Annotated in this window: 15 protein-coding genes; 7 read left to right on the forward strand and 8 right to left on the reverse strand. The window is 70.2% G+C overall.

Annotation, left to right across the window (positions count from 1 at the left end; translation table 11 throughout):
* Nucleotides 1-2 precede the first annotated feature (2 nt).
* The 4 genes from rpmF (at nucleotide 3) to LZP97_RS05300 (ending at nucleotide 2,407) form a co-directional block, all read left to right on the forward strand.
* Nucleotides 3-185, forward strand: a complete 183-nt coding sequence (gene rpmF / locus LZP97_RS05285; protein WP_003939052.1) for a 50S ribosomal protein L32 — start codon at nucleotides 3-5, stop codon at nucleotides 183-185.
* Between the two features lie 20 nt (nucleotides 186-205).
* Entirely contained in the window at nucleotides 206-967 is a 762-nt protein-coding gene (gene rnc / locus LZP97_RS05290) for a ribonuclease III (protein ID WP_010592787.1), read from the forward strand.
* Between the two features lie 6 nt (nucleotides 968-973).
* The gene (gene mutM, locus LZP97_RS05295) at nucleotides 974-1,843 is read left to right on the forward strand and encodes a bifunctional DNA-formamidopyrimidine glycosylase/DNA-(apurinic or apyrimidinic site) lyase (RefSeq protein ID WP_010592786.1); all 870 of its coding nucleotides are present in this window, start codon (nucleotides 974-976) and stop codon (nucleotides 1,841-1,843) included.
* Nucleotides 1,844-1,936: 93 nt separating this feature from the next.
* Entirely contained in the window at nucleotides 1,937-2,407 is a 471-nt protein-coding gene (locus LZP97_RS05300; protein ID WP_225222744.1) for a hypothetical protein, read from the forward strand.
* Here the strand turns inward: LZP97_RS05300 and LZP97_RS05305 are convergent.
* A complete protein-coding gene (locus LZP97_RS05305) occupies nucleotides 2,392-3,270 on the reverse strand; it encodes an SDR family oxidoreductase (RefSeq protein ID WP_234574983.1) in 879 nt (292 codons plus the stop codon). The genes LZP97_RS05300 and LZP97_RS05305 overlap by 16 nt on opposite strands.
* Nucleotides 3,267-3,542 (reverse strand): hypothetical protein, encoded by a 276-nt coding sequence (locus LZP97_RS05310; protein WP_225222746.1) that lies wholly within the window; start codon nucleotides 3,540-3,542, stop codon nucleotides 3,267-3,269. The genes LZP97_RS05305 and LZP97_RS05310 overlap by 4 nt, the downstream gene beginning before the upstream one ends.
* A gap of 591 nt (nucleotides 3,543-4,133) precedes the next feature.
* Between LZP97_RS05310 and nhaA the strand changes: the two genes are divergently transcribed.
* The 3 genes from nhaA (at nucleotide 4,134) to LZP97_RS05325 (ending at nucleotide 8,675) form a co-directional block, all read left to right on the forward strand.
* On the forward strand, nucleotides 4,134-5,360 hold the full coding sequence (gene nhaA, locus LZP97_RS05315; protein WP_010592782.1) for a Na+/H+ antiporter NhaA: 1,227 nt from the start codon (nucleotides 4,134-4,136) through the stop codon (nucleotides 5,358-5,360).
* Nucleotides 5,361-5,499: 139 nt separating this feature from the next.
* Nucleotides 5,500-8,502 carry a UPF0182 family protein gene (locus LZP97_RS05320; protein WP_048772716.1) on the forward strand — a complete coding sequence of 1,001 codons (3,003 nt, stop codon included), beginning with the start codon at nucleotides 5,500-5,502 and terminating at the stop codon, nucleotides 8,500-8,502.
* A 26-nt stretch (nucleotides 8,503-8,528) separates the two neighbouring features.
* Nucleotides 8,529-8,675, forward strand: coding sequence for a hypothetical protein (locus LZP97_RS05325; protein ID WP_017680532.1), 147 nt, complete (start codon nucleotides 8,529-8,531; stop codon nucleotides 8,673-8,675).
* 83 nt (nucleotides 8,676-8,758) lie between these two features.
* On the opposite strand, the gene LZP97_RS05330 is transcribed toward LZP97_RS05325, so the two are convergent.
* Genes LZP97_RS05330 through LZP97_RS05355 form a run of 6 tightly spaced genes read right to left on the reverse strand, consistent with a single transcriptional unit; the run spans nucleotide 8,759 to nucleotide 14,153 of the window.
* Nucleotides 8,759-9,538: an ABC transporter permease gene (locus LZP97_RS05330; protein WP_017680533.1), complete on the reverse strand. Its 780-nt coding sequence runs from the start codon at nucleotides 9,536-9,538 to the stop codon at nucleotides 8,759-8,761.
* On the reverse strand, nucleotides 9,535-10,269 hold the full coding sequence (locus LZP97_RS05335; protein WP_017680534.1) for an ABC transporter ATP-binding protein: 735 nt from the start codon (nucleotides 10,267-10,269) through the stop codon (nucleotides 9,535-9,537). Before LZP97_RS05335 ends, LZP97_RS05330 begins: the two co-directional genes overlap by 4 nt.
* Nucleotides 10,266-10,844, reverse strand: a complete 579-nt coding sequence (locus LZP97_RS05340) for a TetR/AcrR family transcriptional regulator (RefSeq protein ID WP_017680535.1) — start codon at nucleotides 10,842-10,844, stop codon at nucleotides 10,266-10,268. Before LZP97_RS05340 ends, LZP97_RS05335 begins: the two co-directional genes overlap by 4 nt.
* A gap of 57 nt (nucleotides 10,845-10,901) precedes the next feature.
* Nucleotides 10,902-12,503 carry an ABC transporter permease gene (locus tag LZP97_RS05345; RefSeq protein WP_048772718.1) on the reverse strand — a complete coding sequence of 534 codons (1,602 nt, stop codon included), beginning with the start codon at nucleotides 12,501-12,503 and terminating at the stop codon, nucleotides 10,902-10,904.
* Nucleotides 12,500-13,414: an ABC transporter ATP-binding protein gene (locus LZP97_RS05350; RefSeq protein ID WP_010592776.1), complete on the reverse strand. Its 915-nt coding sequence runs from the start codon at nucleotides 13,412-13,414 to the stop codon at nucleotides 12,500-12,502. The genes LZP97_RS05345 and LZP97_RS05350 overlap by 4 nt, the downstream gene beginning before the upstream one ends.
* Nucleotides 13,415-13,445: 31 nt before the next feature.
* Nucleotides 13,446-14,153, reverse strand: coding sequence for a TetR/AcrR family transcriptional regulator (locus LZP97_RS05355; RefSeq protein WP_048772723.1), 708 nt, complete (start codon nucleotides 14,151-14,153; stop codon nucleotides 13,446-13,448).
* Nucleotides 14,154-14,232: the final 79 nt, after the last annotated feature.

The raw sequence follows: 14,232 nt of genomic DNA on the forward strand, positions 1-14,232 counted from the left end.
ACGTGGCCGTCCCCAAGCGCAGAATGTCGCGTTCGAACACCCGGTCGCGGCGGAGCCAGTGGAACACCACTGCGCCGACGCTCGTCACCTGCCCGAACCGTGGCTGCGGTGAGAAGAAGCTGCCCCACGTGGCGTGCCCGTCGTGCGGCACCTACAACGGCCGTCAGGTGACCGCCGCCGTCTAGTTCTCGAATTCTGAGACATCGTGACGAGCGATTCGACCACCGCATCCGAGGGCGGCGAAGGGGAACACGTGTCCCTTCTCGCCGCCCTCGGTGTCGATGTGGATCCGGAGCTGCTGACGCTTGCGCTCACGCACCGCTCCTACGCCTACGAGAACGGCGGCCTGCCGACCAACGAGCGTCTCGAGTTCCTCGGTGACGCCGTCCTGGGCCTCACCGTCACCGAGAAGCTGTACCTGTCACACCCGGACAAGTCCGAGGGTGAACTCGCGAAGATCCGCGCTTCGGTGGTGAACATGCACGCCCTCGCCGAGGTCGCGCGCTCCCTCGGGGAGGGGGGCCTCGGTCCGCACCTGCTGCTCGGCAAGGGTGAGGAACTCACCGGGGGCCGTGACAAGCCCAGCATCCTCGCGGACGGCATGGAGTCGCTGCTCGGTGCCGTCCACCTGCAGCACGGCATCGACGTCGCACGCACCGTCGTGCTGCGCCTGTTCGCCGAACTCCTGGAGCGGGGCCCGCGCCTCGGCGCCGGCCTCGACTGGAAGACGAGCCTGCAGGAACTGACCGCGGAACGCGGCGTGGGCGTGCCCGCGTACGAGATCACCGCCACCGGCCCGGACCACGACAAGGAATTCACCGCGACCGTGATCGTCGCGGGCGACGCCCGTGGTGTCGGCGTGGGACGCACGAAGAAGGAAGCCGAGCAGAAGGCCGCCGCCGCGGCCTGGCAGAGCCTGTCCGACAGCGACGCCGCCCCCACCGGCGCCGCCGCCGACCAGAACTGACCCGACGTGCCCGAACTGCCCGAGGTCGAGGTCGTCCGCCGCGGCCTGGACGCGCACGTCCGGGGCGCCACCATCGAGTCCGTCCAGGTGCTGCATCCGCGTGCGGTGCGCCGGCACGAACCCGGTCCGCGGGATCTCGCGTTGCGGCTGACCGGGCAGGCCGTCGCCGCGGTCCAGCGTCGCGGCAAGTACCTGTGGCTCGTCCTCGAGCCCGCCGACGTCGCGCTGGTCGTGCATCTCGGGATGAGCGGACAGATGCTGGTCCAGCCGCCTGCGGTGCCGGACGAGAAACACCTGCGCATCCGTGCCGTTCTCGACAACGGCACCGATCTGCGGTTCGTGGATCAGCGCACCTTCGGCGGCTGGGCCCTCGCCCCGCTCGTCGAGGTCGACGGTGCCGTCCTGCCGGAACCCGTCGCGCACATCGCCCGCGACCCCCTGGACCCCGCGTTCGACGCGGCCGCCGTGGTGAAGGTGCTGCGCGGCAAGCACTCCGAGATCAAGCGCCTCCTCCTCGACCAGACCGTCGTGTCGGGCATCGGCAACATCTACGCCGACGAATCGCTGTGGCGGGCCGGCGTGCACGGCAACCGTGCCGCCGACCGGCTCGGGGGACCGACCCTGCGCCGGCTCCTCGACGCGGCCCGCGACGTGATGGGCGAGGCACTCGCGAAGGGTGGCACCTCGTTCGATGCCCTCTACGTCAACGTCAACGGCGAGTCCGGATACTTCGATCGGTCGCTGAACGTCTACGGCCAGGAGAACCTGCCGTGCCCACGGTGCGGTACGCCGGTCCGGCGCGAGAAGTTCATGAACCGCTCGTCGTTCAGTTGCCCGACCTGTCAGCCGCCGCCCCGGAGCGCGCGGCGAGTCTGAGCTTCCGCCCACCTCCGAAACCGTCGAAGCGGCGAATCCGCCTCACGATCCCGCTCCGGGCAGGCACAGTGGGAGCGGCGGAGGAGGACGCACATGCGAACATCGAGGACGGCCGTGCCCGTGGCTGCGGCAGCGCTGGCGGTGGCACTCGCGGTCGGCGGCTGCGGCACCGACGACACGTACCCGAGCGAGTCGGCGCAGACGACCACCGAGACAGCCCCGGAGACGACCCCACCGACCGGGACGGCCGGGTCCGAACCCGGGCAGCAGGGCACCGAGCCGCAGGTCACCGAAGCGACGGGTGGGATCCCGGCCTATCAGCCGTCGACACTCGTCAGCCGATCGATCGGCTCGACCGTCCTGACGACCTCCGACCCGATCGAACAGGTCGGCGCCTTCTACCTCGACTTCGTGGACCGGGAGGGGTGGCAGACGGTCTCCGAAAGTGTCACTCCGTACAGCACGAGTCTCACGATCAGGAAGACGGGGGAGGGCGCCTCCATCTCGGTCTCGTCGGGTGGTGACGGGACGCTGATCTCGATCAGTACCTATCCGTCTCCGTAGCGGCGCTGCTCAGCCGTCTCCGAGCCGGCGTGGGCGGAACAGCGCCTCGGCGTCGTCCGTCGCGTAGGCGGACCGGCGTTGATCCGCCAGGTCCAGCATGTATTCGGCGACCTGCTCGGGGGCTGTGCGGTAGACGTCCCAAAGGTGTTTCGGGCCCTCGGGGAAGGCGATGATCCCTTCCCCGCGGCGACGGCGTCCAGGATCGTCCGCGCGGCCTCGTCGGCGGTGATCGAGTCGTCGGGGGCTCGGCCCGCGACGGGATCTCCCATGAGCGAGGTCTCGAAGATCCGGGTGGCAACGTTGCCGGGGCACACCACCGAGACCCGGATGCCGTCGGCGGCAAGTTCGTACCGCAATGCTTCGCTCAACCCTACGATCCCGAATTTCGTTGTGCAGTAGAGCGATTGATATGGGAACGGCACCAGCCCCGCGACCGATGCGGTGTTGACGAGGTGACCGCCGCCCTGCCTCCGCATGATCGGCAGGGCGGCATGGATCCCGTAGATCACACCCCACAGGTTCAGATCCACGATGCGCCGCCACTGTTCGAGCGTCGCCTCACCGATCGGCAACGTGCCGCCTACCCCCGCGTTGTTGAACAGGAAGTCGAGGCGGCCGTGGCGGGAGGCCGCCTCCTCGATCAGGTGCTGGACCTCCTGCTGCCGCATCACGTCCACGGTTGCGCACTCGACGCGGCCGGCGTGCTCGACGAGGGACTCACGTGCCGCGGCGAGCCGCTCCGAGTCGCGGTCGGCGAGCACGACGACCGCGCCCGCGCGCGCGAGCGCCTCGCCGACGGCGCGGCCGATCCCCGAGGCCCCGCCCGTGACGACGCACACCCCTCCTTCGAAATGCCCGCTCATGTCCACAACCTCCGTGCCGAGGCGACCTGGAGGGCCTGGTGGCCGCGCGTGACGTCGTCGATCGGCAATCCGGCCGGAGCGTCGGCGACGTGCCTCTGGGTGGGGTTCTCCTCCCAGGTGAGCAAATGCCGGTCGATCGTTCCCTCCGCTTGCCCCTCCTGCGTGTAGGTGAGATCGATCGGGTACAGCGTCGGGTGGCTCAGGGCCGTGCCGGGCCTGCCGATGTGTGGGATGTAGCCGCCGCCGGCCATCGACCCCACGCCGCGGTTCATCGCGTATCCGATCTCGACGACCGCTTCGGTGATCTCGAAGCCCCCCCGGACGTGACGCGTCGGGCCTGCGGATCTGTGCGGTACCGGATGGCGACACCGGTCACATCGCAGTACGTCCACGACCCCAGGGGCGCGGGGGGCGAAGTGGGCAGGCTTCGAATATGTCTCGACCTCGGAGACGGTGAACACCTTCCGGAGCGTATCCCGTTCGTGCGGCATGCATTCTGATTCGCGGCGATCGGGGACCCACGCACTCGCGCGTCTGCTTGCAGAATGCCTCGCTCGAGCTGCCGGGTCCGGTACGGGGGCGATGCCAGGGCGACGGGAAGACCGTCCGGCGTTTCGCGCGGACGCCCGGTGTGCACCGCATCGTCGACGCCGAGGACCCGCATTGCCGTCTGCGTGGCGATGTCGCCTTCGGTGCCTCTCGGCTCGGATCGGGGGCGCCGGGTGGGATACGGTGGACTCGGTGCGCCGGGAAGTCTGGTCGGCAAACGATGACCGCTGCGCGAAATCCGAGGACGATCGATGACGACACCCTTCTCCCGCCTGCCGTTGCTCTCACGTGGATCGTGGGAGGAATCCAAGCGGGTGACCGAGATTCTCCGCAAGGAGACGGTCGGCGGCATCCTGCTGCTCATCGGCGCGCTCGCGGCCCTGATCTGGGCCAACACGCCGTGGTCCGACGCCTACCACAGCCTCCGTGACACCACGGTGGGCCCGTCCGCCCTGCATCTGGACCTGTCTCTCGGGACGTGGGCGGCCGACGGCCTGCTCGCCATCTTCTTCTTCGTCGTCGGCCTGGAACTCAAGCGCGAGTTCGTCGCCGGCGACCTGCGCGATCTACGGCGCGCCGCGGTGCCGATCACCGCCGCGGTAGGGGGAATGGCGGTTCCCGCCGTGGTGTTCGTCGCGGTGAATCTGCGTGGCGGAGGGGACGCCCTGGCGGGATGGGCCGTGCCCACCGCCACCGACATCGCCTTCGCCGTGGCCATCCTCGCCGTCATCGGGACGCACCTCCCGGCCGCCCTGCGTACCTTCCTGCTGACGCTCGCCGTCGTCGACGACCTGCTCGCCGTCACCGTGATCGCGGTGTTCTACACCGACGACCTCGACTTCGTATACCTCGGACTGGCGCTGCTGCCGCTGCTCGCCTTCGCGCTCGCGGTGCAGCGAGGCATCCGGTTCTGGTGGCTGCTGGTGCCGCTGGCGGCGCTCACATGGTTCCTCGTCCACGAATCCGGCGTGCACGCCACCGTGGCCGGCGTCCTGCTCGGGTTCACCGTGCCGGTCGCCCGCCGGACACGCACCGGAACCGAAGCCATGGCCGAGCAGTTCGAACATCGCCTCCGGCCACTGTCGGCCGGGGTGGCTGTCCCGATCTTCGCGTTCTTCGCCGCCGGCGTGACGATCGGTGGCCTCGACGGCCTGGGTGAAGCGCTCCGCGACCCGATCTCGATCGGTGTCGTCGCGGGCCTCGTGCTCGGCAAGGTCGTCGGGATCTTCGGCGTCACCTACCTGATGGCCCGGTTCACCCGCGCCCACCTGGACGAGGGTCTGAGCTGGCTGGACGTGCTCGGAGTCGCGCTGCTCGGCGGCATCGGCTTCACCGTCTCCCTGCTCATCGGGGATCTCGCGTACGGCGCCGGCACGGTCGCGGCCGACCACGTCAAGGTCGCCGTCCTCGTCGGCTCCCTCACGGCGGCGCTCGCCGCCTCGGTCGTGCTCCGCTCCCGGAACCGGGCCTACCGCAGGATCGCCGAACTCGAGACCGTCGACGCGGATCACGACGGCATCCCGGACGTCTACCAGCGCTGAGGCTCCGCCGGGTCGCGTGACAGGGATCGGCGATTCCTGGGCGAGGCGATCGACCCCGCCTAGAATGGACGGACGGACATCGCGGCGGCACCCGATCCCGCGCCGCCCCGGCCACCGCGGTGTACGCGGGTGATCGGAGGTGGACGTGCATCCCTCCGAACCCGCGCGTGTGCTACCCCGCCGGGCGTATCGGGCGCTCGTCGCGTTTCTGGTCCTCTTCGCTCTGCTCGTCGTGGGACCTCGGCTGGTGGCGGTGTACACGGACTGGCTCTGGTTCGGGGAAGTCGGCTACCGAGACGTGTGGGGCACCGTCCTCGTGACCCGGCTGGTGCTGTTCGCCGTGGTGACGCTGGTGGTGACGGGGCTGCTCTTCGGAGCGACGGTGTGGGCGTACCGATCGCGCCCCCTGTTCGCCACCGGTCCGGACGATCCGATCGAGCGATACCGGATCATGGTGCTGCGGCGCCCGAAGCTGTACGCGATCGGCATTCCGCTGCTGCTGGGACTGTTCTTCGGCCTGAGCGCACAGAGCCAGTGGGCCAGAGTGCAGCTCTTCCTCCACGGCGGAGCATTCGGTAGCTCCGACGCCGAGTTCGGGCACGATATCGGGTTCTACGTCTTCGACCTGCCCTTCTACCGGCTCCTGCTGACGTGGGCGTTCGTCGCGCTGTTCCTGGCACTCGTGCTCTGCGCGGCTACCCACTACCTCTTCGGTGGACTCCGGGTGCCCTTCACGACCGGCTCCGAGACCCGACGCGGTACCACCGGCGCGACGACGCGCGCGGCCCGGATCCAGATCGCGGTTCTCGCCGGGAGCTTCGTCGCGCTCAAGGCGGTCGCGTACTGGTTCGACCGGTACGAGTTGTTGTGGAGCGGCCGGAAGGAACCGACGTTCACCGGGGCCGGGTTCACCGACATCAACGCGGTCCTGCCGGCGCGCCTGATCCTGGTGGCGATCGCCGTGCTCTGCGCGGCGGCGTTCTTCGCCTCGATACTGCTGGACGACCTGCGGGTGCCGTTGATGGCGACCGCGCTCCTGGTCCTGTCGTCGATCGTCGTCGGCGGTGTCTTCCCGGCGCTCACGGAGCAGTTCTCGGTGCGCCCGAATGCGGCCGATCGCGAGAGCCCGTACATCGAGCGCAACATCGCCGCGACCAGGCAGGCGTACGAGATCGAGGCCGATCGCGTCGAGTACCTCGACTATCCCGGGGTCGGAACCCGGCCGCCGCGGGAGATCCCGGCCGACGTCACCACGATCGCCAATGCCCGGCTGCTGGACCCGAACGTGCTCTCCAGGACCTTCACCCAGCAACAGCAGCTGAAGAACTTCTACGGGTTCACTCCGCAGCTGGACATCGACCGGTACACCATCGACGGGAAGGTCGGTGACTACATCGTCGCCGCCCGGGAACTCTCCCCGGACAGTCTGAGCGGCAACCAGACCCAGTGGATCAACCGGCACACCGTCTACACCCACGGCAACGGATTCGTGGCGGCGCCGGCGAACCGGGTCAACGCCGCCGTCCGGGACGCGGCCGCGGCCGGCAGCGGAAGCGACAGCGGTTACCCCATCTACACCGTCAGCGACATCGCTTCCCAGGCCTCCGGCCGGCAACTGATCCCGGTCGAGCAACCGCGCATCTACTTCGGTGAGCTGATCGCGGCGTCGGACCCGGACTACGCGATCGTCGGCGGGCCCGCCGGTGCGGCGCCGCGCGAGTACGACACGGACACCTCCCAGTACACCTACACCGGAAGCGGGGGAGTGCCGATCGGGAGCTGGATCAACCGGCTGGCCTTCGCGGTGCGCTACGGCGAGCGCAACATCCTGTTCTCCGGCGCCATCGGGGCGGATTCGAAGATCATCTTCGATCGTGATCCGAAAACCCGCGTGGAGCGGGTCGCGCCGTGGCTGCGCACCGACGGCAACCCGTACCCGGCGGTCGTGGCCGGCCGGATCGTCTGGATCGTCGACGGCTACACCACCCTCGCGCACTACCCGTACTCCCAGGCCGGCGCGCTGCCCGGCGCCGGCGTCACCGAGACCGGCCGGCTGTTGCCGGGTGAGGCCGTCTCCTACATCAGGAACTCGGTCAAGGCCACGGTGGACGCCTACGATGGCACCGTCACCCTCTACCAGGTGGACACGAACGACCCGGTCCTCGCGGCGTGGATGGGCGCCTTCCCCGACGCCGTGCAACCGCCGGAATCGATCAGCCCGGAACTGCGCTCCCACTTCCGTTACCCGGAGGACCTCTTCGGTCTCCAACGGGACCGGCTCGCGAAGTACCACGTCGACGACCCACGGGAATTCTTCACCAACAATGCGTTCTGGTCCGTTCCCAGCGACCCCACCTCCGAGGCCGTGGGGTCTCAGCCGCCGTACTACGTGCTGGTCGGTGACCGCGAGAGCGCGGAACCGTCCTTCCGTCTGGCCAGCGCGATGGTGGGGTTCAACCGAGAATTCCTCTCCGCCTACATCTCGGTGGACTCCGACCCGGACAACTACGGCCGGATGGAGGTGCTGCAGCTGCCGACCGACACGCAGACCCAGGGTCCGCAGCAGACCCAGAACTCGATGATCTCCGACACCCGGGTGGCCTCCGAACGCACCCTGCTCGAGCGGTCAAACCGGATCCACTACGGCAATCTGCTGACGCTGCCGATAGCGGACGGCGGGGTGCTCTACGTCGAGCCCCTGTTCACCGAACGTCTCACGAGCACCGCCGACGGTTCGACGTTCCCGCAGTTGTCGCGGGTGCTGGTCAGCTATCGCGAACCCAGCGCCGGCGGCGTCCGTGTCGGGTACGCGCCCACCCTCGCCGAGGCCCTCGACCAGGTCTTCGGGGCGGGAACGGGCCGGGTGGCGACCGCGCCCGGAGGAGACGCCGCGACCTCGCCGGATCCTGCGACCGCACCGCCGTCCGAGGGCGGCGCCGCGGTGCCGCCGACCACCGCGCCCCCGCCGGCCGCGGAGCCGACCCCGGAGCAGCTGACCGCCGCCGTCGTCGAACTGAACAGCGCCCTGGCGGATCTGCGCGAGGCTCAGCGCACGGGCGACTTCACGTCGTACGGCGCCGCGCTCGACCGGCTCCAACGCGCCGTCGACAACTTCCTGGCGGCCGGGGGAAGCCCCAACTGAGGTTCACCGCGGCCGATGCCGGTGTCGTGGAGCCGCTCGCAATCGTGGCTGCCGTGGGCGGCGACCTCGCGCATCAACGGATCGGTGTCGACGACCACGATCTCGGACGGCGGGACGTCGTCCCGGGCGGCACGTCCACCGCGGCACGGCCCATGGTGCCTCCCTGGTCGTGAAATGCGAGCACCGATCGCCGACCGGATTTCCCGGCACTCCGGGCATCAGGCCCGGATCGAGGGAGCCTCGGTCCCGCCTGAAGTCACTGGTGCACGAGGCTGAGCCGACGCCACGACCACAGGGTCAGGCCCGCCGAGACGACCGGAACGGTGAGGGCCAGCACGAGCTGCGGAGCGGTCACGGAACCGGCCTGCGGTCCCGCCGCCCACAGACCCGGAGCGGAGAACGGGAACCAGCCGCCGGCTCCCGTCATGACCGCCATCTGGGCGGCGATCACCACGGCGATGATCGTCCCGATCGCGGGCAGGTATCCCCGTGCCACGGTGGCGACCCAGGCGCAGGGAACGGCGAGCCCCGCGGTGAGCAGGGCTACGGCGAGGAATCGGCCGACGAGCGCAGCCGTCCCGGGGTCGAGGGGATCGTCGTCGACGAACGTTCCCGCGACCGCAAGCGCGGCGCCCGTCGCGACGCTGACGGCGACGGACCAGGTCAGCAGGATCAGCAGTTTCGCTGCAGCGACGGCCGGGCGGGAGACCGGGGCGGCCCACAGCCCGCTGATCGCCCCGTCGGTGAACTCGCGGCCGAAGACCCAGCCGACGACCACACCGAACCCGAGAAGCCCGCCCACCGAGACGATGGTATCGGCTGCGGCGAACAGCCCCGCACGGCCGCCGTCCTCGACGATCGCCTGCGCCTTGCCCGCCATCGTGGCGTCGGCGCCGTGCACGGATCGCAGGGTCAGCACGCACATGGCCACCACCCCCGTCGTGAGGAGGACGGTGGTGACCCACACGGGACGCGCCCGCCGGAACTTGGCCCATTCCACCGCCAGTGCGGCCCGGACCTGCTCGGACGTGGTCATCGGCGCGCCTCGCTGTCGCGGTACACCAGGTCGAAGAACTGCCGCTCGAGATCGATGCCGCGAGGGTCGAGGGCGCCGACGGTGCGCCCCTCGTTCACGACTGTGATGCGGTCGGCCACGCGGGCGACCTCGTCGAGGTGGTGACTCGACACCAGCGTCGCCGTGCCACGCTCCCGGCTGCGCTGCAGCAGCGTGCGCAACAGCATGATCCCGGCCGGATCCAGCGCATTGGTCGGCTCGTCCAGGATCAGCACATCCGGGTCCGCGATCAGTGCCGCGGCCAGCCCCAGTCGCTGCCGGTTGCCGAGGGACAGTTTCCGGGCACCGGTCCGCGCCCACCGGGCCAGGACGAGTTCCTCGATCCACCGGTCGGCCGCGGCGGTGGCGCCCGCCGCGGACAGGCCGGCGAGACGCCCCGCGATGCGCAGGTTCTGCACGACGGTGAGTTCGGGGTAGAGAAGCGGTGTTTCGACGAGGTGCCCGACCCCCGTCCAGTGCCGAGCCGGCATCGACGCCGGTGCCAGGCCCCGGACGCGCACGATTCCGTCGTCGGGCTCGATCATGCCGAGGAACAGGCGCATCAGGGTCGTCTTGCCCGCCCCGTTGAGGCCCACGAAGGCGTGCACCTCGCCCGCACGCACCTCGGTGGAGACGTTCTCGAGCACCGTCGTGGAGCCGTAGCGTGTGCACACGTCGCGGCACTCGAGCACGACGTCGCCGACCGTCGTCATGACGTCTCCCGCGACTGCCGCGAGGGATGGGCCTGCGGTACGAGCTGGCGCAGGGCCGACGCGATGCGGTTGCCGAGCGTCCCGTCGCCGGTCTCTGCCCAGTCCGTCAGCGCCGCCATGAGGGCGCCCATGCAGGCCCCGGCGGCGACGGCGGCTTCGAGTCGTCGGGTGCCCGGTTCGGCGAGCGCGGCGGCGACGGCCTCCTGGGTGCGCAGCGTGTTCTCCCACATCCGCGCGCGCAGCCGGGGATGCGTCGCGACGATTCTCAGGCGGGTGCGCACGTCCCCGAGGTCGCTCTCGGGAATCTGCGCCCAGGCCTCGAGGATCCCCCGGCACGCCCGTTCCAGCGGGCTCCGGTCCGCCGGTTGCGCGGCCACGGCCTCCGCGATGACCGGATCGTAGGGGTCGTCGAGCAGGACCGCATCCTTGGACGGAAAGTGCCGGAAGAACGTCATGTGCGACACCCCGGCGGCGGAGGCGATCCGGTCCACGGTGACGGCGTCGTAGCCGTCCTCGGTGAACAGGTGCACCGCCGTCGCCTGGATGCGCTGACGGGTTCGCGCGGACTTGGACACCCCGTAATGTTAGCTACTAACATTACGGAGGGGCAAGGAGAGTCCGCCGCGGGTGGGTCATGCGCTCCGGAGGTCGCGCCGCCGGAACGCGGCCAGCCCGGCCGCCGTGACGAGCGCGGCCAGAACGACGAGAGCGACGAAGGAACCCGCGGCGAACGGTTCGAGCGGCATCTGCCGTACATGGTTCAGCGGGGAGAGAGCGCCGGCGCTGCCGGGCAGATCCAGGATCGGTCCGAAACTGCCCACCAAGTAGCCGTAGACGACCAGCACCCAGACCAGATCGAAGGCGCGAGGGACGAGACCGAACAGCGCCGCTGCGATCGCCGCGACACCGAGCACGGCGGGAACGTAGCCGAGAAGCGCCCATACCGACGCGGCCACCCGGATCGGCTCGCCGGTGGACGCCGCAGCCCCCAGCCCGGTCCCCAGGCCGGCGAGTGCGAGGAGCGCCACCACGCCCAGGGCGGTCACGGACAGCCCCGCTGCCATCCATCCGGCCCGGCCCGTCGCGGTCGCCAAGACGGGCTCGATCCGGCCCGACTGCTCCTCGCTCCGCAAGCGACGGACGGACAGGATCGCGAAGCAGGAGGCGAGGAAGGCCATCGTGTACCCGGTCAGGCCCAGGAAGCCGTCGACGAGATTCGCGGTCGAACCACCCATGAGCACAAGAATGTCCTCGGGCAGGTTCGCGAAGCTCTCGGCGATCGAGCCGGTCAGGGAGCCGTAGAACAATCCCGTCAGTGCCAGGCCCGTGCCCCACCCGGCGATGCTGCCGCGCTGTAACCGTAGCGCCAGCGCGAACGGGGTCGCCAGCGCCGGTGCCGCCTCGTCGCGGCCCGGCCGCGGGGGCACCAGTCCGGCGCCGAGGTCGCGACGGTCCACGACCCGGTACGCGGCCGCTGCGGCAACCGCCGCGAACCCGAACGACAAGGCCAGCGGTCCCCATCGCGGATCGACGAATGCTCGCGTCTGCTGAGACCAGGCGATGGGGGACAGCCAGGACACCGCGCTGCCGTGCCGCTCCAGGACGTCGCCGACGCCCCGCACGACGAAGGCCGTTCCCAGTGCCGCTGCAGCCAGTCCTGTGGCGGTGCGCGCGTGTTCGCACACCTGGCACACCAGGGCGGTGAGTGCGGCGAAGAACAGCCCCAGCGCCGCGAACCCGGCGGCGAACAGCACCGCCCCGCCGGCGTCCACCCCGGCCGCCGTCATTGCCGCGCCGCCGGCCACGACGAGGGCGGCGTTCGCGACGAGCGCGGTGACCAGGGCCGCGGTCAGCGGGGCGCGCCGGCCCACCTGACCCGCCAGGACGAGTTCGGTGCGACCGTTCTCCTCCTCGCCCCGGGTGTGCCGGACGACGAGGAGGATATTCATGAACCCGGCGGCGACCAGCAGGTACAGCCCGTACTGGTTCGCCACGAATGCCTCGAGCGTGGGGTCGTCCATGCCGTAGCCGGGACCCGACATCATCACCCCCGCTGGATTGTCGGCGAAACCGGCCACGCTGCGGAGGTCCTCGGTGTCCGGGTACGCCAGCCGCAGGGCCGCGACGAAGTACGCCGCCAGGGCCGAGATGCCGATCACCCACAGCGGCAGCCGGATCCGGTCCCGGCGCAGGTCGAAGCGGACCAGGAAGGCGGTCCCGGCGAAGGCGTTCATCGTCCGCCGCCCACGCCGGCGACCTGTCGATCGCTGCCGTAGTGGCGCAGGAACAGCTCCTCGAGCGACGGCGGTGCGCTCTCGAGGCTGCGGACGCCGTACTCCGCGAGCCGGCGGACCACCTCCTCGAGGTGACCGTTGTCGACCTCGAACACGGTGTGCCCGTGCTCGTTTCGCAGCTCGTGTACGCCTTCGACCTGCGCCAGTCCGGACGCGTCGAGGTCGGTGCGGACCGTGATCGTCGACCGGGTGAGATGCCGCAGCTGGGCCAGCGACCCGGATTCCACGGTCCGTCCGTCCCGGATGATCGTCACGGTGTCGCAGAGCTTTTCCACCTCGGCGAGGATGTGACTCGACAGCAACACCGACGACCCGCGCTGGGTCGCTTCGGCAACACAGTCCTGGAACACCCGCTCCATCAACGGGTCGAGGCCGGACGTCGGCTCGTCGAGGACGAGGAGATCCACGTCCGAGGCGAGTGCCGAGATCAGCGCCACCTTCTGGCGGTTGCCCTTGGAATAGGCGCGGCACTTCTTGCGAGGGTCGAGTTCGAAGCGTTCGACCAGCTCGGTGCGACGTGCGCGGTCGGCCCCTCCCCGCAGTCGGCACAGGAAGTCGATGGCCTCGCCGCCGGTGAGCGACGGCCACAGGTTCACCTCGCCCGGGACGTACGCGAGGTGCCGGTGCAACTCGACGGCATCGCGCCACGGATCGAACCCGAGCACGGTTGCGGAGCCGCCGTCGGCGCGCAGGAGCCCCAGCAGGATCCGGATGGTCGTGGACTTGCCGGCACCGTTGGGGCCGAGGAAGCCGGCCACCTCACCGCGGCCGACCTGAAAGCTGAGACCGTCCAGCGCGGTCGTGGCGCCGAACGTCTTGGTGAGGTCGTGGACCTCGACGATCGTGTTCATGACTGTGTCCTGAGGGTAGGCGGGTTCCGGATCAGAAAGGGGGAGCGGCGGATTCGCCGCCGCCCCCGGCGCCCGCCGGTGGGTCCGGGACGTACATCAGGTAGTCGTCGAGCAGCTTGCGGCTGGTGAGCAGGCCCTCGGAATACAGTTCGAGGGCCGGGGCGGTGACGGTCTCGGTCAGGTGCCGGAAGAACCCGGTGAAGTCCCCGCCCCGCAGGAGATCCGGGTGCAGGGTCATCTGCAGCAGCATCGACCCCACGTTCATGGCGGTGAGCAGGCGGGCCCGGGCGCGGTTGTCCCGGGACGGCCGGATCAGGCCGCTGCGTTCGCCCTCGGCGAGGTAGTCGACCGCGTCGTCGACCAAGTGGTCGAAGAACTCGGCCGCGCTCTCGCCGCCGGCCTGAAAGGTGCGGGCGACGTAGACGGCGAGCGGAGCGTACCGCTCGGCCCGGCCGAGTTGGGCCGGCCACGGGCCGGAGTCGCCGTCCGCGAGCGTCGTCCGCTTGGAGTCGCGGATCTGTTCCAGGACCCACGCGTCGCACGCCCGTCGCAGATCCTTCTTGGATCCGAAATGGTGCACGATCAACGCCCCGCTCACGCCCGCGTCCGCGGCGATGGTCCGCAGGGACGCGCCGAACCCGTCGCGGGCGAAACGGAGGATTGCGGCCTCCCGGATGCGCGCGGCGGACGTGAGATCCCGGCGCTCGGCCGCCGAGAGCCGACCCGGCGTTGAACTCATGATCAGTATGTTAAACGCGTGTTCAGTCGCTGACAAGAGGGGAGGGCTCACCCCGCCTGTCGAGGACGAGGAGCGCCTA

Source organism: Rhodococcus sp. DMF-1 (assembly GCF_021441945.1).
Classification (GTDB): Bacteria; Actinomycetota; Actinomycetes; order Mycobacteriales; family Mycobacteriaceae; genus Rhodococcus; species Rhodococcus ruber.